This window comes from Limimaricola cinnabarinus LL-001 (genome assembly GCF_000466965.1).
In the GTDB taxonomy this organism is placed as follows: Bacteria; Pseudomonadota; Alphaproteobacteria; order Rhodobacterales; family Rhodobacteraceae; genus Limimaricola; species Limimaricola cinnabarinus.
This window is the reverse complement of sequence record NZ_BATB01000002.1, coordinates 52,066-69,713: the sequence shown is the minus strand read 5'-3', so window position 1 is coordinate 69,713 and position 17,648 is coordinate 52,066. Positions and strand designations below refer to the sequence as shown.

The 17,648-nt window shown below is 68.7% G+C and carries 19 protein-coding genes and 1 pseudogene; 8 read left to right on the top strand and 12 right to left on the bottom strand.

Annotated features, from left to right (window positions below; genetic code table 11):
- Positions 1–18: 18 nt before the first annotated feature.
- The 7 genes from MBELCI_RS19110 to folK all read right to left on the bottom strand — a co-directional run bounded on the left by MBELCI_RS19110 (position 19) and on the right by folK (position 6,244).
- Complete coding sequence (locus MBELCI_RS19110; protein WP_021692337.1) at positions 19–516, bottom strand: DUF2383 domain-containing protein; 498 nt, start codon at positions 514–516, stop codon at positions 19–21.
- Between the two features lie 166 nt (positions 517–682).
- Positions 683–1,294 (bottom strand): hypothetical protein, encoded by a 612-nt coding sequence (locus MBELCI_RS01365; protein WP_021692336.1) that lies wholly within the window; start codon positions 1,292–1,294, stop codon positions 683–685.
- A gap of 234 nt (positions 1,295–1,528) precedes the next feature.
- Entirely contained in the window at positions 1,529–2,278 is a 750-nt protein-coding gene (locus MBELCI_RS01360; RefSeq protein WP_021692335.1) for a pyridoxine 5'-phosphate synthase, read from the bottom strand.
- Between the two features lie 26 nt (positions 2,279–2,304).
- Positions 2,305–2,961: a DUF2062 domain-containing protein gene (locus MBELCI_RS01355; RefSeq protein WP_045319552.1), complete on the bottom strand. Its 657-nt coding sequence runs from the start codon at positions 2,959–2,961 to the stop codon at positions 2,305–2,307.
- 11 nt (positions 2,962–2,972) lie between these two features.
- Positions 2,973–5,129, bottom strand: coding sequence for a RelA/SpoT family protein (locus tag MBELCI_RS01350; RefSeq protein ID WP_021692333.1), 2,157 nt, complete (start codon positions 5,127–5,129; stop codon positions 2,973–2,975).
- A 37-nt stretch (positions 5,130–5,166) separates the two neighbouring features.
- Positions 5,167–5,520 carry a DNA-directed RNA polymerase subunit omega gene (rpoZ, locus tag MBELCI_RS01345; RefSeq protein ID WP_021692332.1) on the bottom strand — a complete coding sequence of 118 codons (354 nt, stop codon included), beginning with the start codon at positions 5,518–5,520 and terminating at the stop codon, positions 5,167–5,169.
- Between the two features lie 130 nt (positions 5,521–5,650).
- Positions 5,651–6,244 carry a 2-amino-4-hydroxy-6-hydroxymethyldihydropteridine diphosphokinase gene (gene folK / locus MBELCI_RS01340; RefSeq protein WP_045319551.1) on the bottom strand — a complete coding sequence of 198 codons (594 nt, stop codon included), beginning with the start codon at positions 6,242–6,244 and terminating at the stop codon, positions 5,651–5,653.
- A 118-nt stretch (positions 6,245–6,362) separates the two neighbouring features.
- On the opposite strand from folK, the gene MBELCI_RS01335 reads away from it, so the two are divergent.
- Together MBELCI_RS01335 and ispH are read left to right on the top strand one after the other, a co-directional pair.
- On the top strand, positions 6,363–6,932 hold the full coding sequence (locus MBELCI_RS01335; RefSeq protein WP_045319550.1) for a LabA-like NYN domain-containing protein: 570 nt from the start codon (positions 6,363–6,365) through the stop codon (positions 6,930–6,932).
- A 107-nt stretch (positions 6,933–7,039) separates the two neighbouring features.
- Positions 7,040–7,999: a 4-hydroxy-3-methylbut-2-enyl diphosphate reductase gene (gene ispH / locus MBELCI_RS01330; protein ID WP_021692329.1), complete on the top strand. Its 960-nt coding sequence runs from the start codon at positions 7,040–7,042 to the stop codon at positions 7,997–7,999.
- 218 nt (positions 8,000–8,217) lie between these two features.
- Here ispH and MBELCI_RS01325 read toward each other — a convergent pair whose 3' ends face one another.
- Entirely contained in the window at positions 8,218–9,042 is an 825-nt protein-coding gene (locus tag MBELCI_RS01325) for a manganese catalase family protein (protein ID WP_045319574.1), read from the bottom strand.
- A 136-nt stretch (positions 9,043–9,178) separates the two neighbouring features.
- Between MBELCI_RS01325 and rnhA the strand changes: the two genes are divergently transcribed.
- The 3 genes from rnhA to MBELCI_RS01310 all read left to right on the top strand — a co-directional run bounded on the left by rnhA (position 9,179) and on the right by MBELCI_RS01310 (position 11,210).
- Complete coding sequence (rnhA, locus tag MBELCI_RS01320) at positions 9,179–9,646, top strand: ribonuclease HI (protein ID WP_021692327.1); 468 nt, start codon at positions 9,179–9,181, stop codon at positions 9,644–9,646.
- A gap of 7 nt (positions 9,647–9,653) precedes the next feature.
- Complete coding sequence (recO, locus tag MBELCI_RS01315; protein ID WP_200861238.1) at positions 9,654–10,382, top strand: DNA repair protein RecO; 729 nt, start codon at positions 9,654–9,656, stop codon at positions 10,380–10,382.
- 63 nt (positions 10,383–10,445) lie between these two features.
- A complete protein-coding gene (locus tag MBELCI_RS01310; protein WP_045319549.1) occupies positions 10,446–11,210 on the top strand; it encodes a sulfite exporter TauE/SafE family protein in 765 nt (254 codons plus the stop codon).
- 17 nt (positions 11,211–11,227) lie between these two features.
- Here MBELCI_RS01310 and truB read toward each other — a convergent pair whose 3' ends face one another.
- The 3 genes and pseudogenes from truB to rbfA all read right to left on the bottom strand — a co-directional run bounded on the left by truB (position 11,228) and on the right by rbfA (position 13,376).
- Positions 11,228–12,133 (bottom strand): tRNA pseudouridine(55) synthase TruB, encoded by a 906-nt coding sequence (gene truB, locus MBELCI_RS01305; RefSeq protein ID WP_021692324.1) that lies wholly within the window; start codon positions 12,131–12,133, stop codon positions 11,228–11,230.
- Positions 12,134–12,166: 33 nt separating this feature from the next.
- Positions 12,167–12,930, bottom strand: a pseudogene (locus MBELCI_RS01300) (phosphodiester glycosidase family protein).
- The gene (gene rbfA, locus MBELCI_RS01295) at positions 12,927–13,376 is read right to left on the bottom strand and encodes a 30S ribosome-binding factor RbfA (protein ID WP_021692322.1); all 450 of its coding nucleotides are present in this window, start codon (positions 13,374–13,376) and stop codon (positions 12,927–12,929) included. Before rbfA ends, MBELCI_RS01300 begins: the two are co-directional and overlap by 4 nt.
- A gap of 85 nt (positions 13,377–13,461) precedes the next feature.
- Here rbfA and dapB point away from each other — a divergent pair, with 85 nt between their 5' ends.
- Positions 13,462–14,280, top strand: a complete 819-nt coding sequence (gene dapB, locus MBELCI_RS01290; RefSeq protein ID WP_021692321.1) for a 4-hydroxy-tetrahydrodipicolinate reductase — start codon at positions 13,462–13,464, stop codon at positions 14,278–14,280.
- Positions 14,281–14,284: 4 nt separating this feature from the next.
- On the opposite strand, the gene MBELCI_RS01285 is transcribed toward dapB, so the two are convergent.
- Positions 14,285–14,476, bottom strand: coding sequence for a DUF1674 domain-containing protein (locus MBELCI_RS01285; protein ID WP_021692320.1), 192 nt, complete (start codon positions 14,474–14,476; stop codon positions 14,285–14,287).
- 83 nt (positions 14,477–14,559) lie between these two features.
- On the opposite strand from MBELCI_RS01285, the gene MBELCI_RS01280 reads away from it, so the two are divergent.
- Both MBELCI_RS01280 and MBELCI_RS01275 read left to right on the top strand, forming a co-directional pair.
- Positions 14,560–15,873 carry an RsmB/NOP family class I SAM-dependent RNA methyltransferase gene (locus MBELCI_RS01280; protein WP_021692319.1) on the top strand — a complete coding sequence of 438 codons (1,314 nt, stop codon included), beginning with the start codon at positions 14,560–14,562 and terminating at the stop codon, positions 15,871–15,873.
- Positions 15,874–15,947: 74 nt separating this feature from the next.
- Positions 15,948–17,642 (top strand): heparinase II/III family protein, encoded by a 1,695-nt coding sequence (locus MBELCI_RS01275; protein WP_021692318.1) that lies wholly within the window; start codon positions 15,948–15,950, stop codon positions 17,640–17,642.
- Positions 17,643–17,648 lie beyond the last annotated feature (6 nt).

The following is a 17,648-nucleotide window of genomic DNA, read 5'->3' as shown; positions in this document are numbered from 1 at the left end:
ACGGGCAATGAGGGGTCCTCACGAAATGCGCCGCCCCCGAAGGACGGCGCAAATGGAACCGAAAAGGATCTGCGGATCAGGCGGCGTGGCGGCTCTTTTCCGCCCGTGCTCGGTGATCGCCTTTTCCACGTCGGCACGCTGGCTCGACAGGAAACTCCACTCGGGCTTGCCGGTCGTGGCCGAGATGGCATCGTCATAGAGCTTCAGGAGCTGCTCTTCGCCACTGATGATCTCGTCATAGACCGCTTCGTCATTGCCGGTCAGCGAATCCTTCAAGGACAGCCAGCCACGATGGGCGGCAGCAGCGGTCGAGCCGTTCTCGCTCACGTCCACGCCCTCGGCGCCAAGCTGGCGATGGATCACGGTGTGAAACTGCTCGCGCTCGGCGATGCGGCGGTCGAAGAAGCCGACGAATCCACGCTCGTCAGCGACATCCTCGCGCGAATGCTTGTAACCGTCGCGGCTGTCGATGACGCGGGTGTGGAGCTTCTTCAGGGTGTCGAGATGGTCGCTCATGTCTGTCTCCGATATGGTGGGCGCCCCCTCGGGGGCCTCTTGCAGTACCAACGTGCGACCAGAATGAACGGTCCATGATTCGGGCAGAATTTTTCGAAGAATTGCCAATGAAAAAAGGCGCCCGGGTATGCCGGACGCCTCCTCGAAGAATGTTTAGGATGCGCGATCAGTTGGTGGCGTTCTCCACGTCGTCAGCCGCATCTTCGGCGGTGTCGGTCACCGTTTCGGCGGCGTCCGTGGCCGTGTCGGTCACGGTGTCGGCCGCATCGGTGACCGTATCGGTCGTGCCAGTCGCCTCCGTGCCGTCAGTCATGCCCGACATGTCGATGCCATTCTCGGCAGCCTGCTCCTGGCTGATTTCGCAGATGGTATCGTCGTTGCCCTTGGCTTGACGGGCGAGCACGTTGGCATCGACGTCACAGACATTGGCTGCCACGCCGATCGGCGCCTGCACGGTGTTGCCATCGACCGAAAGGTTCACAAGGCCGTTCTGCTGGCCGTTGTTGCCCTGTGCATTGTTGCTGCCGTTCGACTTGATGCCGTTCTGGGCGGCGGTCTTCTGGTCGATCTCGCAGGCGGTTTCGTCGGATCCGACGAACTGGGCCGCGAGCACGTTCACGTCGAGGTCGCAGACATTGGCTGCGACATCGACGGGAACTTGCACGGTGTTGTCGTCAACCGCGACGTTGACGAGACCTTCCTGCCCTTGGGCAAAGGCGCCCGATGCGGCGACGGTGAGGGCGGCGGCGGCGACGAGGCTCTTGGACTTCATGAACATGTGCGTTCCTTTCCTCCGGTGTCATGACCGCCGGGGCAGGGGGTGTGAGTGGTCCCCGGCGGTCTTGAAGGTCAAAACTGCGGCGGCGGGATCATGTTCCTGCCGCAAATTCGGGCAGGGCGGGAACACCGCAGGCATCGGCGGGAAGGTGCTGCCGTCTCGGCAATGTTTTGCAGAAAGCCGATTTTCATCCCCCGCACGTGCATATCGTGATCAACCAAGAAGGGAACCTGATCAGGACATCACCCGTCGAGCGGCCTCCATCCTCCGACGCATCTCCGCGATGGCGGGCGACAGCCCGCGGAAGATCGCCTCTCCGATCAGGAAATGGCCGATGTTCAGCTCGCGGATCTCCGGCAGACCGGCGATGGGGCCGACGGTGTCATAGGTAAGCCCGTGCCCGGCATGCACCTCGAGGCCCAGCGCATGGGCGTGCGTGGCCATTTCGGCGATCTTCGCAAGCTCCGCGTCGCGAGTGGCAGTGTCGCCGGCCGCATGGGCGTCGCAATAGGCGCCGGTGTGCAACTCCACCACCTGTGCGCCGATGCGGGCGGCGGCGTCGATCTGGGGTCGGTCGGCGGCGATGAAGATCGACACTCGGCAGCCCGCATCGCGCAGCGGCGCGATGAAATGCGCCAGCCGATTCTCGTCGCGCGCGACCTCTAGCCCTCCTTCGGTGGTGCGCTCCTCGCGCTTTTCGGGGACAATGCAGACGGCATGCGGGCGGTGGCGCAGCGCAATGGCCTGCATTTCGTCGGTGGCGGCCATCTCGAAGTTGAGTGGCAGCTTCAGCGTCGCCATCAGTGCCTCGATGTCGGCGTCCGAGATGTGGCGGCGGTCTTCGCGCAGATGCGCGGTGATGCCGTCGGCTCCGGCTTCCTCGGCGAGCTTTGCGGCCCGGACGGGCGAGGGGGTGTCGCCGCCGCGCGCGTTGCGCACCGTGGCCACGTGATCGATGTTCACGCCGAGTCTGAGGTCCGTCATGCCAATGGTCTCCTTCGGGCCGAAGCCTATCCCGGTCCCGTGCCGTCGTCAGCCGGGCTTTCAGGGTTTTTTCCCAAGGCCTGCAGCTTGGTGCGCAGCTTGCGGCGGCGGCGGTTCTGGTAGGCAGCGATCACGGGGACGAAAAGCCAATAGCAGGCGAAGGCCGAGATCAGCCCGGGCAGGATGCCCCCCACGAGATAGGGCAGGAATACCTGATGGTAGAATAGCCCCAGCCCGTGCCAGTCGGCGCGATCAGGGCCGAACAGCGCGCCGAAATTGTGCCATAGATCCTCGCCCGCGGCGGCGAATTTGCCCATGAGCGAGGTCTCGATCCCGCGTCCGGGCGGGTGGCCCATGATGAAATAGCCGGTCTGAAGCGCCACCACGCCGATCGGCACATAGGTGAGCGGATTGCCGAAGAAGGTGCCCAAGAGCGAGGCGAGCATGTTGCCGCGGCCGATCTTGGCGAAGATCACGGCGATCACGAAATGCAGCCCGTAGAATGGCGTCCAGCTTGCCAGCACACCCGCGAAGATGCCGCGACCGATCTTTTCGGGCGTGTCGGGAAGGCGCTGCAGCCGGTGCCTCACATAGCCGAACGCCCGGCGCCAACCGCCACGCGGATAGACCGTCTCGGCCACCGCGCGGCCCACCGACCGCCTGTCGCGCCGCTTGAAGACCACCGCGGCCCCGATCAGGCCCCGGCCGTCACCGTCGTCGTCGCGGAGGCGACGGCACGGCTCGGGTCGCGGTGGCGTTCGATCGAGGAGACGTGGCTCTCGGCCTCAAGCGCGGTCATCACCCGGTGCAAATGCTCGGCGTCGCGCAGGTCCACGTCGACGAGGATGCGGTAGAAGTCGGGCTTGCGGTCGAGAAAGGTCATGTCGGAGATGTTGGCCGATTGCTCGCCGATCAACGTGCAGAGCCGCCCCAGCACGCCCGCGTCGTTGGTAACCGTCAGATCGAGGCTCACCGTATTGACCGGGGCATGCGTGCCGTCCTGCCAACGCAGATCGACCCAGCGTTCGGGCTGTTCCTCGTAATGCGCCAGCGCCGGGCAATCGATGGCGTGGATCACCACGCCCTGACCGCGAAAGGCGATGCCGACGATCCGTTCGCCGGGGACAGGCTGGCAACAGGGCGCGCGGCGAAAGCTCTGTCCCGCCGCAAGGCCCGCCACGGCCCGCTCCTTCGAGATCTCGTGCGCGTCGCCGCGTGCGGCCAGTTCGGGATAGAGCGCCTGCACCACCTCGCGGGTGGTGAGGTCGGCCGAACCGAGCCGGGCCAGAAGCTCGGTGGCGCTCTCGAGCCCCAGCGTCTTGGCCGCCGTGCGCAGCGCCTTGTCGGTGGCCCGCCTGCCGACGTTCTCGAAGGCGACGCGCACCAGTTCGGAGCCGAGCTTCACAAAACGCTCGCGGTCCTCCTCGCGAAGGCTCCGGCGGATCGTGGCCTTGGCGCGGCCCGTCACCGCGATCTCGATCCAACTCGCTTGCGGGCGCTGGCCGTCGGCTGTGATGATCTCGACCGACTGGCCGTTCTTGAGCCGGGTCCAGAGCGGCACGCGCAGCCCGTCCACCTTGGCGCCGACGCAGGCGGAGCCGATGCGGGTGTGGATCGCGAAGGCGAAATCGATCGGCGTGGCACCGCGGGGAAGCTTGATCACCTCGCCCTTGGGCGTGAAGCAGAACACCTGATCCTGATACATCTCGAGCTTCACGGCCTCGAGGAAATCCTCGTCGTCATGCCCGGTTTCCAGCCGCTCGGTCAGCTGGGCGATCCAGCGCGCCGGATCGACGGCAAAGCGGTTCTCGACCCGCAGGCCGTCGCGGTAGGACCAATGCGCGGCGACGCCGGTTTCGGCGACCTCGTGCATCTCGCGGGTGCGGATCTGCACCTCGACCCGCTTGCCGTCGCGGCCAGAGACGGTGGTGTGGATCGAACGGTAGCCGTTGGATTTCGGCTGGCTGATGTAATCCTTGAAGCGGCCCGGCACGGCGCGCCAGCGCTGGTGGATCACGCCAAGGACGCGGTAGGCGTCGGCCTCGTTGTCGGTGACGACGCGAAAGCCGTAGATGTCCGACAGCCGGGAGAAGCCCTGATCCTTCTCCTGCATCTTGCGCCAGATCGAATAGGGCTTCTTGGCGCGGCCGAACAGATCGGCCTTGATGCCCGCGCGATCGAGCTCGGTGCGCATGTCGGCGGTGATGCGCTCGACGACGTCGCCCGCCTCCTTCTGGAGCATGATGAAGCGGCGGATGATCGAGTTGCGCGCCTCGGGGTTGAGCACCTGGAACGACAGGTCCTCGAGCTCCTCGCGCATCCACTGCATGCCCATGCGGCCCGCCAGCGGCGCATAGATCTCCATCGTCTCGCGCGCCTTCTGGGCCTGCTTCTCGGGCCGCATGGAGCGGATCGTGCGCATGTTGTGGAGCCGATCGGCAAGCTTGACCAGCGTCACCCGCAGGTCGCGGGAGGTCGCCATGAACAGCTTGCGGAAGTTCTCGGCCTGCTTGGTGCGGGTCGAGGAGAGCTGCAGGTTGGTCAGCTTGGTGACGCCGTCGACCAGCTCGGCGATTTCGCGGCCAAAGCGCTTGGAAACCACCGCGAAGGAGGCGCGGGTGTCCTCGATCGTGTCGTGCAGAAGGGCGGTGACGATCGTGGCGTCGTCCATCTGCTGCTTGGCGAGAATCATCGCCACGGCGACGGGATGCATGAAATAGGGTTCGCCCGACTTGCGGAACTGCCCGGCATGCATCTCTTCGCCGAAGGCATAGGCGTCGCGGATCATCGCGTCGCGGGTGGCCGGGTTGTAGCTGCGGACCAGAGCGATCAGCTCGTCTGCGGATGTCATCTGGGTCGTCCTACCCCCGGCCTTGTGCGGGCTGCGATCAGCCCTCTTTCTGGACCTGCATCAACTCGCGCAGCAGGCGTTCCTCGCTCATGTCGTCCTGGGCCGGCTTGTCGGCCTCCTGGCTCATCAGCAGCGACATCGAATCGGCCTCGGGCTCGTCGACCTCGATCTGGGTCTGGTGCGCCTCGATCATCCGCTCGCGCAGATCGTCGGCCTGCTGCGTTTCGTCGGCAATTTCGCGCAGCGCCACGACGGGGTTCTTGTCGTTGTCGCGCGCGACGGTGAGCGGCGCGCCGGAGGTGATCTCGCGGGCGCGATGCGCGGCGAGCATCACCAGCTCGAACCGGTTCGGAACCTTGTCAACGCAATCTTCGACTGTCACGCGGGCCATCGGACGACTCCCATCTGAGGTTGGGCAAAGGACCGCCGCACGCGGAATCGCGCGGCACGGCCTCGAAAGCGCACGCATACAGCGCACGCGCCCGGAACACAAGGCGCAGCGGACCCATCATGCTGGCCCGTCAGTCGAGCGGCTCCACCCCATCCAGCGCCGCTGTGGGCAGCGCGTCGCGCATCTGCGTCACGTCGAAGCCGGTGACCGGATGGCGCCAGTCCGGCGCGACCTCGGCCAAGGGCGCCAGCACGAAGCCGCGATCCTGCAGCCGCGGATGCGGCAGGATCAGGCGATCCGGCGTCTCGCGAGCCTGCGCTTCAGGGGTCAGGTCGCGCCAGAGCGACCACGCGGCGAGGTCCGGCAGCACCAGATCGTCGAGCGCCAGAAGGTCGAGATCGAGGCTGCGTGGTCCCCAGCGGGTCTGCCTCTCGCGGCCGAAGGCCGCTTCCACGCGGTGCAGTTCGGCAAGCAGGTCGTCAGCATCGCGCTCGGTCTCCAGCACCATGACGGCGTTGACGAAGTCAGGGCCGATGCCCGCCGGAAAAGCGGGGCTGCGCCAAAGCCTGCTCTCTCGCACGGCAGAACCCAGCGCTGCGACCTGTGCCATCGCCGCGCGCAGGCTCTGGGCCGGCGATCCCTGAGGTGCCGCCGCATTGGCCCCCAGCGCGATCAGGGCCCGCCGCTTGATCGGCTGCACGTATGGACTGTTCCGTTGCGGCATACAAAGTGTTTCCTGCGCTTGATTTCCCCGGACAAAGAGAGGCAGGGAGGGGATTGGCATGTTCGATCATCCGGACCCGATCAGGCTCGGCGGTATTTCAATAGGGGTTTTTTTGACAATGTTCTATCGGGACGAACGCCTTGCGCTGTTCATCGACGGCGCCAACCTGCACGCCACCGGCAAGGCCTTGGGGTTCGACATCGACTACAAGCTTCTGCGGCAGGAGTTCATGCGCCGGGGCCGGTTGGTCCGGGCGTATTACTACACCGCCCTGCTCGACGGCGACGAATATTCGCCGATCCGGCCCTTGGTGGACTGGCTCCAATACAACGGCTTCACCATGCGCACCAAGCCCGCGCGCGAATTCACCGATGCGCAGGGGCGGCGCAAGATCAAGGGCAACATGGAGGTGGAGCTGACGGTCGATGCGCTCGATATCGCCGGGCGGATCGATCACGCGGTGCTGTTCTCGGGCGACGGCGATTTCCGGTCCCTGGCCGAGGCACTGCAACGGCGCGCGGTTCGGGTGTCGGTGGTGTCCTCGGTTCGGTCCTCGCCGTCGATGATCTCCGACGAGCTGCGCAGGCAGGCCGACAACTTCATCGATCTGGAGGAGCTGCGCGATGTCGTTGGACGCCCCTCCCGCCAGCATGGGCCCGCCCAAGGCGGTGCGGATCAGGAGGACTGAGCGCGGCGTCGGGGCGGGTGCTGGACCTCGGCGTCCGGAATGCTTAGCTGTGCGGCATCCCAAGCGACGTCCATGCGACCGGCCAAGCGTGCCCCGGAGGCCCCCCGATGACCGAGACCACCCTGCCGCCCCTGACCCTGCATCTCGCCGCGCCGCGCGGCTTTTGCGCGGGCGTCGACCGCGCCATCAAGATCGTCGAGATGGCGCTCGAGAAATGGGGTGCCCCGGTCTATGTGCGCCACGAGATCGTGCACAACCGCTATGTCGTCGACGATCTGCGCGCCAAGGGCGCGATCTTTGTCGAGGAGCTGGACGAGGCGCCCGACGACCGCCCGGTGATCTTTTCCGCCCATGGCGTCGCCAAGTCCGTTCCCGCCGAGGCCACGCGGCGCGAGATGATCCAGGTCGATGCGACCTGCCCGCTGGTGACCAAGGTGCACAACGAGGCGGCGCGTCATTCCGCCGAAGGTCTCCAGATGATCATGATCGGTCATGCGGGCCATCCCGAGACAGTGGGCACGATGGGGCAGCTGCCCGAGGGCGAGGTGCTTCTGGTCGAGACCGAGGCCGACGTTGCCACGGTCGCGGTGCGCGATCCCCAACGCCTCGCCTATGTCACGCAGACGACGCTGTCGGTCGACGACACGGCGGGCATCGTCGCGGCCCTCAAGGCGCGGTTTCCCGCGATCAAGGGGCCGGGCAAGGAAGACATCTGCTATGCGACCACCAACCGGCAGGAGGCAGTGAAGGCGATGGCGCCCGATTGCGATGCCCTGCTGGTCGTCGGCGCGCCGAACTCATCGAACTCCAAGCGCCTCGTCGAGGTCGCCTCGAAGGCGGGCTGCGCCTATGCCCAACTCGTCCAGCGTGCCGCCGACATCGACTGGCGCGCGCTCGAGGGCATCGGGTCGCTGGGGCTGACTGCCGGGGCGAGTGCGCCGGAGGTGCTGGTCGAGGAGGTCATCGAAGCCTTCCGGGCGCGCTACGACGTAACGGTGAAGCTGGTCGAGACGGCGCAGGAGAACGTGGAGTTCAAGGTGCCGCGCATCCTGCGCGAAACTGCCTGAGAGGCCCGCGCGCGGCGCTTGCCCCGAGGCTGGAGCCCCCTGTTCGCGTGATGACCTGCCGCGCGCCGCGGCGATCGGCGCGTCTCGTATCTCACTCTTCGATGCTTGGGCGACGTCGGCCCGAGGCGACGAGGTTGGTTCATTGAGCATCTGGCCCAGCAGGCATCGCACCCGGGCCTTGGAGGTCGGGCGGGTCCGAAGAGCCCGCCCGCGCCGTGTCACTGCTGCTCGGTCTGGGTGCCGGTCTTCGGCTTGGCCTTGCCGAGATCGGGCTTCTGGCCCAGTGGCTCGGGCTTTTCCATGACCGAGAAGGTGCCGCGCCCGTCGAGCGAGGGACCGGAAGTCCAGCGGCCCTGCGGGGTCGGCTCGTCGAGCGAGGTGTTGAGGAAATAGTAGCTGTGCTCGGTCGCCTCGTGCTCCTGTGGGGTGGAGTTCGGGATCGGCAGAGCCGCCTCCCAGCCGCCCAGCTCCTCGATCACCGCGAGCCACTGTTGTTGGTGCATCGTGTCGCGCGCGATGAGAAAGGACAGCATGTCCTTCATGCCTGCGTCGTCGGTCATGTTGTAGAGCCGCGACGCCAGCACCCGGCCGCCCGATTCGGCGGTGGCGTTGGCCATCATGTCGGCGGCGAGGTTGCCGGTCGCATAGACGTGGCTCATGTCGAAGGGCACGCCGTTGGCGTTGACGGGCATCGCCGAGAGGCCCGAGGACAGGATGTGGCGCGGGTTCATGCCGCCCAAGATCGCATGGACGACCGGGTCCTTCGCCGCCTCGTCCTGTACCTCGACGGGCGCGCCTTCAAGGTTGAGCGCCACGGCGTGGCCCAGAAACTCGATGTGGCTCAGTTCCTCGGTCGCGGTCATCATCAGCATGTCACGGTACTTGCTGTCCCCGCGCGCGCCCATCGCCTGAAAGAAGTACTGCATCGCGACGCGGATCTCGCCCTCGATGCCGCCGATCGCCTGCTGCAGATGCTTGGCGAAGGCCGGCGAGGGCTTGTCGACGCGGACCTGATACTGAAGTTTGGATGAGTGATGGAACATGGAAAAGGCTCCGAATTCGGTGAAGTCACGCCCGAAGAACCCCCAAAGCCGGTGCATCGGTTCCCAAGGGTACGTTGCCGCACGGCGGAGCTTCGCCTAAAGGGAACGCCCCGACCCCTTTGACCGGAGCCCCTCCATGGCCAAGATCTTCGCCTTCACCGACGGCGCCTGTTCGGGCAATCCCGGCCCCGGCGGCTGGGGCGCGCTTTTGCAGGCCAAGGATGGCGAGACCGTCACCAAGGAGCGCGAGCTCAAGGGCGGTGAGGTGATGACCACCAACAACCGCATGGAGCTGATGGCCGCGATCGCCGCGCTCGAGGCGCTGGGCAAGCCCTCGAAGCTTACCGTCGTGACCGACAGCGCCTATGTGAAGGGGGGCATCACCGAATGGATGGCGGGATGGAAGCGCAAGGGGTGGCGGACCTCGACCGGCAAACCGGTCAAGAACGAGGATCTGTGGCGCCGCCTCGACGAGGCAGCGGCGCGGCATACGGTGGTCTGGACATGGGTCAAGGGTCACGCCGGGCATCCCGAGAACGAGCGCGCCGACGAATTGGCCCGCGCCGGCATGGCGCCGTTCAAGCCGGGCCGCGCCCGCGCGTGATCCGCGCATGATCGAGTGGCGCGAGGAGGGTGCGCTCCTGCGGGTGCGCCGCCATGGCGAGGGCTCGGCCATCATAGAGGTCTTCACCCGCAGTCACGGCCTGCATGCGGGTGTGGTGCGGGGCGGCGGCTCGCGCCGTATCGCGCCGCTCTTGCAGCCCGGCGCGCAGCTCGACCTGACATGGAAGGCGCGGCTGGGCGAGCATCTGGGCAACTTCACCTTCGAACCGCTACGCTCGCGCGCAGCGCAAGTGATGGAGGACCGGCTGGCGCTGGCGGGTCTCAACGCCGTGGCGGCGCTCCTCGTCACCGTGCTGCCCGAGCGCGACCCGCACCCGCCCCTTTACGATCGCACCATGGCGCTGCTCGATCTGCTGGGCGAAACCGAAATCTGGCCGCTGGCCTATCTGCGCTGGGAGCTGGCGCTTCTGGAGGAGATGGGTTTCGCGCTCGATCTGACCTCCTGCGCGGTGACGGGCGCGACCGAGGGCCTCGATCTCGTCAGCCCGAAGTCGGGCCGCGCGGTGAGCCGCGAGGGCGCGGGGGAATGGGCGTCGAAGCTCCTGCCGCTGCCGCCGGTGCTGCGCGGCGAGGGGGAGGCCGAGGCCGCCGACATCGTCGCCGCGCTCAGGACCACCGGCTGGTTCATCGAGCACCGGCTCGTGCCCGGCTCCGGCGACCGCCCCCTGCCGCCGGCGCGGGCGCGGCTGATCGAGGCGATCCAGAGGATCGGCTGAGGCCCCTTGCCGGGGCCCCGCTTTCCAGCCACCACTGCGGCGACCGAATAATCTGTGAGCCGCATGTATCCCTTTGCCGATTTGATGCCGCCGCAGCTCGTGCTGCTGTCCGTTCTCGTGGGCTTCGGGGCGGGTATCGTAAAGGGGATGGTCGGCTTTGCCATGCCGATGATCATGATCTCGGCGATGTCGCTGTTCCTGCCGCCAGAGCTGGCGCTGGCGGCGCTGATCGCACCGACGCTGGTGACCAACGGCATGCAGGCGCTGCGACAGGGCGGCGCGGCGGCGCTCTCCACCGTGAGGCGGTTTCGCGTCTACCTGATCGTCGGCGGGCTGATGCTGGCGCTCAGCGCGCAGCTGGTGCGGGTGCTCTCGACCGAGGCGCTCTTTTTGTTGATCGGCGCGCCGGTCTCGGCCTTCGCCATCCTGCAGCTCTCGGGCTGGAAGCCGAAGGTGCCGGAGAAGACCAATGTGATCGAGGCGCTGATCGGCGGCTTTTCGGGCTTCGTCGGCGGGGTCTCGGGTGTCTGGGGGCCGCCGACGGTGGCCTATCTCACCGCGATCGACACGCCCAAGGGCGATTCGATCCGGGTGCAGGGAGTGATCTACGGCCTCGGCGCGCTGGCGCTGTCGGGCGCGCATCTGCAATCGGGCGTGCTCAACGCCGCGACGCTGCCGTTCTCGCTCTTCATGATCGTCCCGGCGGTGGCAGGCATGATGCTCGGCGGGCTGGCGCATGACCGGATCGACCAGCAGGCGTTCCGCCGCGTGACGCTGGCGGTGCTGCTGGTCGCCGGGCTCAACCTCGTGCGGCGCGCGGTGTTCTAGGTCTTGCTGCGCGGCCGTCAGACGACGAAGACGCGGGAGGGATGCAGCTCCGGCCCCATGACCCGGCCCACCGCCACGGCGTGGCCCTCATGCGCGGCCCATGCCTCCTCGCCGTAATCGAGGCCCGAGGCGATCACCGGGGCGGGGTTGCCGTTGCGCAGCCGCGTGGCCGATTCGGCCGAGCAGGTGACGCGCGGCAGATCGGCCAGGCCATCCTCGAGCGGCCGCAGGAACCGGTCGAGCGTCTCGGATTTGGCTTCGGCCTCGATCTGATCGAGCGTCACCCCTTCGGCGGCGGTGAACGGCCCCGACCACACCCGGCGCAGCTCGCGCACATGGCCCAGACAGCCGAGCTTCTTGCCCAGATCGCGGGCGATGGAGCGCACGTAGCCGCCCTTGCCGCAGACCATCTCGAGCACGGCGTGGTCGGCGTCGGGGCGGTCCATCAGGATCAGGCTCTCGACCCAGAGCGGGCGGGCGGCCAGTTCCAACTCTTCGCCCGCGCGCGCGCGCGCATAGGCGCGCTGGCCATCGACCTTGACCGCCGAGAAGGCGGGCGGGACCTGCTCGATGTCGCCGACAAAGCCGTGCAGCGCCTCCTTGATTTCGGCATCCGTGGGGCGGGCCTCCGCGCGGGCGATGACCTCGCCCTCGGCGTCGTCGGTGTTGGTCGCGGCCCCGAAGGTCACGGTGAACTCGTAGGCCTTCAGCGCGTCGGTGATGAAGGGCACCGTCTTGGTCGCCTCGCCCAGCGCCACGGCAAGCACGCCGGTGGCGTCGGGGTCGAGCGTGCCGGCGTGGCCCGCCTTCTTGGCGTCGAAGGCCCATTTGACCTTGTTGACCACGGCCGTGGAGGTCAGGCCCGCGGGCTTGTCCACCACGAGCCAGCCCGAGATGTCGCGTCCCTTGCGCTTGCGTGCCATGTCGCCCCCGTTGATCCCGTAAGGTCGCGGGGCCTAGCCGCCGGGGCGCGCCTCGTCAACGGGCGACAGCACGCCGACGATCGGCCCCATGGCAAAGCCGAAGTCCGAGCGATTCAGCTCCGGCGCATGCAAGCGGCTGACATTGCCGTCGAAATAGAGCGCTTGCGGCAAGCCGAGGTGGTCGCGGAAGAACGAGCCGAACTCGTGAAATGTCACCGGCTGATTGGCAATGACGAAAACCGCGCGGTCACCCGCATCGGTCGTGCCGACGCCGTTGCGGATGTTGCGCGAGGTGCTGTCGGGCAAAAAACGCGGGTGCAATTCGCCGTCGATCACCAGCATCGGGCCGGACTGCGTGGCATAGCGGCACTCGGGCGCCTCGCGCTCGTAGCGCAGCGTCTCGATCGCGCGCGCGCTGTCCTCGCCGATGCAGAACACGCCGTTGGGCAGCATGCCGAAATTGCCGGGGCCGGCATTGGTGACGAGGCGCATCACCTCGTCGCCGTTTTCGAGATATTGCCCCACGGGGCGGCGGTCGGGATGGTACATGCCCGCATTCATCGCGAAGACCAGCTCGCTCCGTCCGCCTCGCGGTCGATCGCCTGAAAGCTGCCATAGAGCCCGCCCTGTGCATCGGTCAGGAACAGCCGCAGGTCGTCGCCGGCGGGGTCGACCTCGCAGGCGGTGTAGGACAGCCCTTCGTAATCGATATCCTCGCAGGTCGCGGCCTGGGACGACGCGGGCAGGGCGTAGGCCGCGCCGAGGCCGAGCGCGGCCAAAGCGAGGTGCCTGATCATCCCGCGTCCCCCTCCGCGCCGTCCGGCCCGGCATCGTCCGGGGCGATGTCGTCGGCTTCGACGTCGCGGCGGACCTTTTCGTCCGACAGCAGACGGCGTGTTTCGTCCATCCGGTCGAAGGTGCGGTCGATCTCGAACTTGAGGTCCGGCGCGTGCTTGAGCTTCATGTTGCGGGCCAGCAGGAAGCGGATCTCGGGCTTGGCGCGGCGCAGCGCGGCCAGCATCGTCTCTTCGTCGCCACCGCCCAAGGGCAGCACGAAGCAGGTGGCGCGTTTGAGATCGGGCGTGGCCCGGACCTCGCCCACGGTGATCGACATGCCCGACAGTTCGGGCTCGTGCAGGTCGCCACGGGTCAGCAGCTCGGACAGGCTGCGGCGGATCAGTTCGCCCACCCGCAGCTGACGCTGCGACGGGCCACGGGGCTCGGAGGAACGGGTTTTGCTCATGCGGCTTCATCTAGTCTCCGGGGCCGGTCTTGCCAAGCGGGCGCGGCTCGCGCGAGGAAGGGGCAGCATTCGAAAGGACTAGGGCATGACCGAGACAGCACCGGGGATCGTGATCATGGGGGCGGCGGGCCGGATGGGGCAGATGCTCGTGCGGGCCGTCTGCGACAGCGGTCGCGCGCGGCTCGCCGGTGCGGTGGTGCGGGCGGGCCACGAGTGGGTCGGTCAGGATGTCGGCCATGCGATGGGCGGCCCCGCCATGGGCGTCGCGGTGAGCGACGACCCGCTCGAGGCGATGGCGCGCGCGCAGGCGGTGATCGACTTCACCACGCCCGAGACGACGCTGGAGACCGCGCATCTCGCGGCGCAGGCGCGGGCTGTGCATGTCATCGGCACCACCGGCTTCGACGCGGCCCAGATCGAGCGGCTGATCCCTGCCTCGCGTCATTCGGTGCAGGTGCGCGCGGGCAACATGAGCCTCGGGGTGAACCTGCTCACCGGGCTGACCAAGATGGTCGCCGCCGCCCTCGACGACGGCTGGGACATCGAGGTGGTCGAGGCGCATCACAACCGCAAGGCCGACGCCCCCTCGGGCACCGCGCTGATGCTGGGCGAGGCCGCAGCCGAGGGGCGCGGCGTGACGCTGCCCGAGATCGCGGACCGGGGCCGCGACGGCATCACCGGGCCGCGCATCCGGGGCCATATCGGCTTTTCGGCGATTCGCGGCGGCGACATCGTGGGCGAACACGACGTGATCTTCGCGGGAAAGGGCGAACGGATCGTGATCCGCCACATGGCGACCGACCGGATGATCTTCGCGCGCGGCGCGCTTCAGGCCGCGCTGTGGGGGCAGGGGCGGTCGCCCGGCGCCTACGACATGGTCGACGTGCTGGGCCTCGCGCGCTGAGACCCTAGAAGTCGATGGCGAGGCCCTGTTTTTCCCAATCGCCGTAGCGCACCGGCTCGGGACCGTCGCGGCCGCCAAGCTCGGTCGGCAATTTCGCGGCCTCGTCCAGCGCCGCTCGCCGGGCGCGCGCCTCATCGAGGGCGCGCTTCGCGGCCTCGGGCATGTCGGGGGACATCTGGGGGGTCTTGTCGGCCATGGCGTCTCTCCTGAGGCGGCGCTTGTGCGGCGGATGCTCGGGATATACGTGCTGATCCGTCTCCAACAACCCCCGGACCCGCCATGACACAGGACCGCGCCACGGCCCCAGACGACGGCATCGCCGCGCGCCGCGCCGCGCTGCACCTCATCGAGCAGGCGACGGGGGGCCAGCGGCTCATGTCCGAAACCATCGCGGCGGGCGCGCTCGAACGCCTGTCGCCGCCCGACCGGGCCCGCGCCCAGCGCCTCGCGACGCAGGTCCTGCGGCAACTGCCGACGGCGGACCGGGCGCTCAAGCCGTTTCTCACCAAGCAGCCGCCGCTCGCGGTGCGCAATGCCCTGCGGCTCGGCGCGGTCGAGATCATGGAGGGGGCGGCGGCGCATGGTGTGGTCAACGCCATGGTGCAGATCATGTCCAAGGGCAAACGCACCCAGAGCTACAAGGGCCTCGTCAACGCGGTGCTGCGCAAGCTCGCCGAAGAGCCACCCGAGGCCTGGGCCAGAATGCCGGTCCCCAAGCTGCCAAACTGGCTGCGCGGCCCGATGGTCGAGGCTTGGGGCCGCAAGTCGGTCGAGGCGATGGAGGCGGTGCAGGCCATGATACCGCCGCTCGATCTCACGCCCAAGGGCGACGGGGCGGCGCTGGCCGAGGCGCTGGGCGGCGATCTGCTGCCCACGGGGTCGGTGCGGCTGCGCGAGGCGGGGCAGGTCTCGGCGTTGCCCGGCTATGACACGGGCGAGTGGTGGGTGCAGGACGCCGCCGCCGCCATCGCCGCACGGGTGCTCGATGCGCGCCCCGGCGAGCGGGTGCTCGACCTGTGCGCCGCGCCGGGTGGCAAGACGATGCAACTCGCGGCCGCGGGCGCGCAGGTCACGGCGCTCGACCTATCGGAGACGCGGCTCGGGCGGCTGCGCGAGAACCTCGCGCGCACCGGGCTTGGGGCTGAGGTCGTGCAAGCCGACGCGCTGGAGTTCGACGCCTCGGAGGCGGAGGGCGGTTTCGACGCGATCCTGCTCGACGCGCCCTGTTCGGCCACCGGCACGATCCGCCGCCACCCCGACCTGCCATACGCCAAGGACGGCTCGGAGTTCGGCGCGCTGATCGAGCTTCAGGCCGAGATGATCGACCACGCGCTGACGCTCCTGAAGCCCGGCGGTCGGCTGGTGTTCTGCACCTGCTCGCTCCTGCCCGACGAGGGCGAGGTGCAAGTCGAGGAGGCGCTGGCCCGGCACGAGGGGCTGACCAACGATCTGAAGGCGCTGGCCCGGCCCGGCATCGAGCCCGACTGGATCGCTGCCGAGGGGCTGCGCCTGCGGCCCGACTTCTGGGCCGAACGCGGCGGCATGGACGGCTTTTTCATCGCTTGCCTGCGGCCCGGCGCGCGAGACGGGTGACATGCGTCCGCGCCCGGCCCTAGCATGGCGGCGCGTGGTAGGGGGGAGAGGCCGGTGGCGGTCATGCAGCGGCGATGGGGGATCGAGCGGCTACGCTGGCGCGCGGACATGCGCGCGCCCGTGCCCGCGGCCCTGGCCTACCCGGCGGTGCCCGAGGCTTCGGCGATCCCGCGCGCGGCCGCGATCTTCTGGCCGGGCGGCATCTCAGGGCCGGGCAGCAGGTCGAGGGCCGGGGCCGCACGATCTGGTCGCTCGGGCCCGAGGCCGATCCTGAAACCGCCACGCAGCACCGCTTTGGTTGGCTCGACGACCTCGCGGCGCTGGGCGGGGCCGCGTCGCGCGACCTCGCCTGGGTCTGGCTCATGGACTGGATCGGGCGTTACGGCGACGGGCGCGGGCCGGGCTGGTCGCCGGAGGCCGTTGCGGAACGGTTGACGCGCTGGCTCTCCAACAGCGCGTGGGTGTGCCAGAGCCCGTCGCCGCAGGCCGACGAGGCGGCGTTCCTGCGCAGCCTGTCGATGCAATCGCGCTGGCTGGCGCGACATTGGCACAGGGCGGGGGACGAGGCGGGGCGCATCGCGGCGCTCGCGGCGCTGTTGCAGGTCGAGACGGCGCTCTTCGGGGCGCCGCGTCATGCGGCGCGCCGGGCGGCGGCATTGGGGCAGGCGGCGGCCTCGGCCATCGGACCCGGCGGTGACGTCGCCTCGCGCGATCCCGAGGCGCTGCTCGAGCTGTTCTGCGCACTTGCCGCCGCCGCCGTGATTCTCGGGCAGGCCACCGCCCCCGCCCAACGCGACGCGATGGCGCGCGCGGCCCGGACCTTGCGGGCGCTGCGCCATGCCGATGGCGGGCTGGCGCGGTTTCACGGCGGCGGGCGAGGGACCGAAGGGCGGCTGGAGCGGGCGCTCGCTGAGGCGGGCGGGGCGGCGGGCCCATCGCCCTTCGATCTGCGCATGGGGTTCGCGCGGCTCGCCAGCGCGCGCACCACCGTTCTGCTCGACGCGGCACCGCCGCCGCGCGGCCCGGATGCGGCGCGCGCCCATGCCTCGACCCTCGCCTTCGAGATGACCTGCGGTCGCCGTCCACTCATCGTCAGCTGCGGCTCGGGCACGCATCACGGCCCCGACTGGCGCCGCGCCGGCCGCGCCACGCTGTCGCATTCGACGCTCTGCCTCGACGGGCATTCTTCGGCCCGGCTCGGCAGGGGGGCGGGCGGGAGCGAACCGCTGGTCGACGGGCCGCGCGAGGTGCTGGCGCATCGGGCTGATTCCGACGGGTTGCAGCGGATCGAGGCCAGCCATGACGCATGGCGCGCGGCTTTCGGCCTGACGCACGACCGCAGGCTGGGCCTCGACCGGGGCGGCCTGACGCTGGTGGGTGAGGATCTGTTGACCACGCTCGGTCCCGCCGATGAACGCGCCTTCGATGCGGCCAGCCATGCCGGACGCGATCCGGGGGTCGCCTTCACCATCCGGTTTCACCTGCATCCCGATGTGGAGCCAGCCCTCGACACGCAGGGTGCGGTGGCGCTCTTGCGGCTGCGCTCGGGCGAGGTCTGGCGGCTGGCGCATGACGGCGGCGCGCGGCTGTCGCTGGCGCCCTCGGTCTATCTCGAAAAGAGCCGTCCCCGGCCGGTGCCGACGCAACAGGTGGTTTTATCCGGCCGCGCGATGGCCTATGCGACCCTCGTCCGCTGGTCGCTCGTGAGATCGGGCGACGCGGCGCTGGCCCCGCGCGACCTGTGGCGCGGAGAAGGCGATCCGGCGTGAGGCCGG

Excerpts from the sequence above, each read along its gene's own strand:
- MBELCI_RS19110 (WP_021692337.1), bottom strand. The coding sequence starts at position 516 with ATGAGCGACCATCTCGACACCCTGAAGAAGCTCCACACCCGCGTCATC.
- MBELCI_RS01365 (WP_021692336.1), bottom strand. The coding sequence starts at position 1,294 with ATGTTCATGAAGTCCAAGAGCCTCGTCGCCGCCGCCGCCCTCACCGTC.
- MBELCI_RS01360 (WP_021692335.1), bottom strand. The coding sequence starts at position 2,278 with ATGACGGACCTCAGACTCGGCGTGAACATCGATCACGTGGCCACGGTG.
- MBELCI_RS01350 (WP_021692333.1), bottom strand. The coding sequence starts at position 5,129 with ATGACATCCGCAGACGAGCTGATCGCTCTGGTCCGCAGCTACAACCCG.
- rpoZ (WP_021692332.1), bottom strand. The coding sequence starts at position 5,520 with ATGGCCCGCGTGACAGTCGAAGATTGCGTTGACAAGGTTCCGAACCGG.
- folK (WP_045319551.1), bottom strand. The coding sequence starts at position 6,244 with ATGCCGCAACGGAACAGTCCATACGTGCAGCCGATCAAGCGGCGGGCC.
- MBELCI_RS01335 (WP_045319550.1), top strand. The coding sequence starts at position 6,363 with ATGTTCTATCGGGACGAACGCCTTGCGCTGTTCATCGACGGCGCCAAC.
- ispH (WP_021692329.1), top strand. The coding sequence starts at position 7,040 with ATGACCGAGACCACCCTGCCGCCCCTGACCCTGCATCTCGCCGCGCCG.
- MBELCI_RS01325 (WP_045319574.1), bottom strand. The coding sequence starts at position 9,042 with ATGTTCCATCACTCATCCAAACTTCAGTATCAGGTCCGCGTCGACAAG.
- rnhA (WP_021692327.1), top strand. The coding sequence starts at position 9,179 with ATGGCCAAGATCTTCGCCTTCACCGACGGCGCCTGTTCGGGCAATCCC.
- recO (WP_200861238.1), top strand. The coding sequence starts at position 9,654 with ATGATCGAGTGGCGCGAGGAGGGTGCGCTCCTGCGGGTGCGCCGCCAT.
- MBELCI_RS01310 (WP_045319549.1), top strand. The coding sequence starts at position 10,446 with ATGTATCCCTTTGCCGATTTGATGCCGCCGCAGCTCGTGCTGCTGTCC.
- truB (WP_021692324.1), bottom strand. The coding sequence starts at position 12,133 with ATGGCACGCAAGCGCAAGGGACGCGACATCTCGGGCTGGCTCGTGGTG.
- rbfA (WP_021692322.1), bottom strand. The coding sequence starts at position 13,376 with ATGAGCAAAACCCGTTCCTCCGAGCCCCGTGGCCCGTCGCAGCGTCAG.
- dapB (WP_021692321.1), top strand. The coding sequence starts at position 13,462 with ATGACCGAGACAGCACCGGGGATCGTGATCATGGGGGCGGCGGGCCGG.
- MBELCI_RS01285 (WP_021692320.1), bottom strand. The coding sequence starts at position 14,476 with ATGGCCGACAAGACCCCCCAGATGTCCCCCGACATGCCCGAGGCCGCG.
- MBELCI_RS01280 (WP_021692319.1), top strand. The coding sequence starts at position 14,560 with ATGACACAGGACCGCGCCACGGCCCCAGACGACGGCATCGCCGCGCGC.
- MBELCI_RS01275 (WP_021692318.1), top strand. The coding sequence starts at position 15,948 with ATGGGGGATCGAGCGGCTACGCTGGCGCGCGGACATGCGCGCGCCCGT.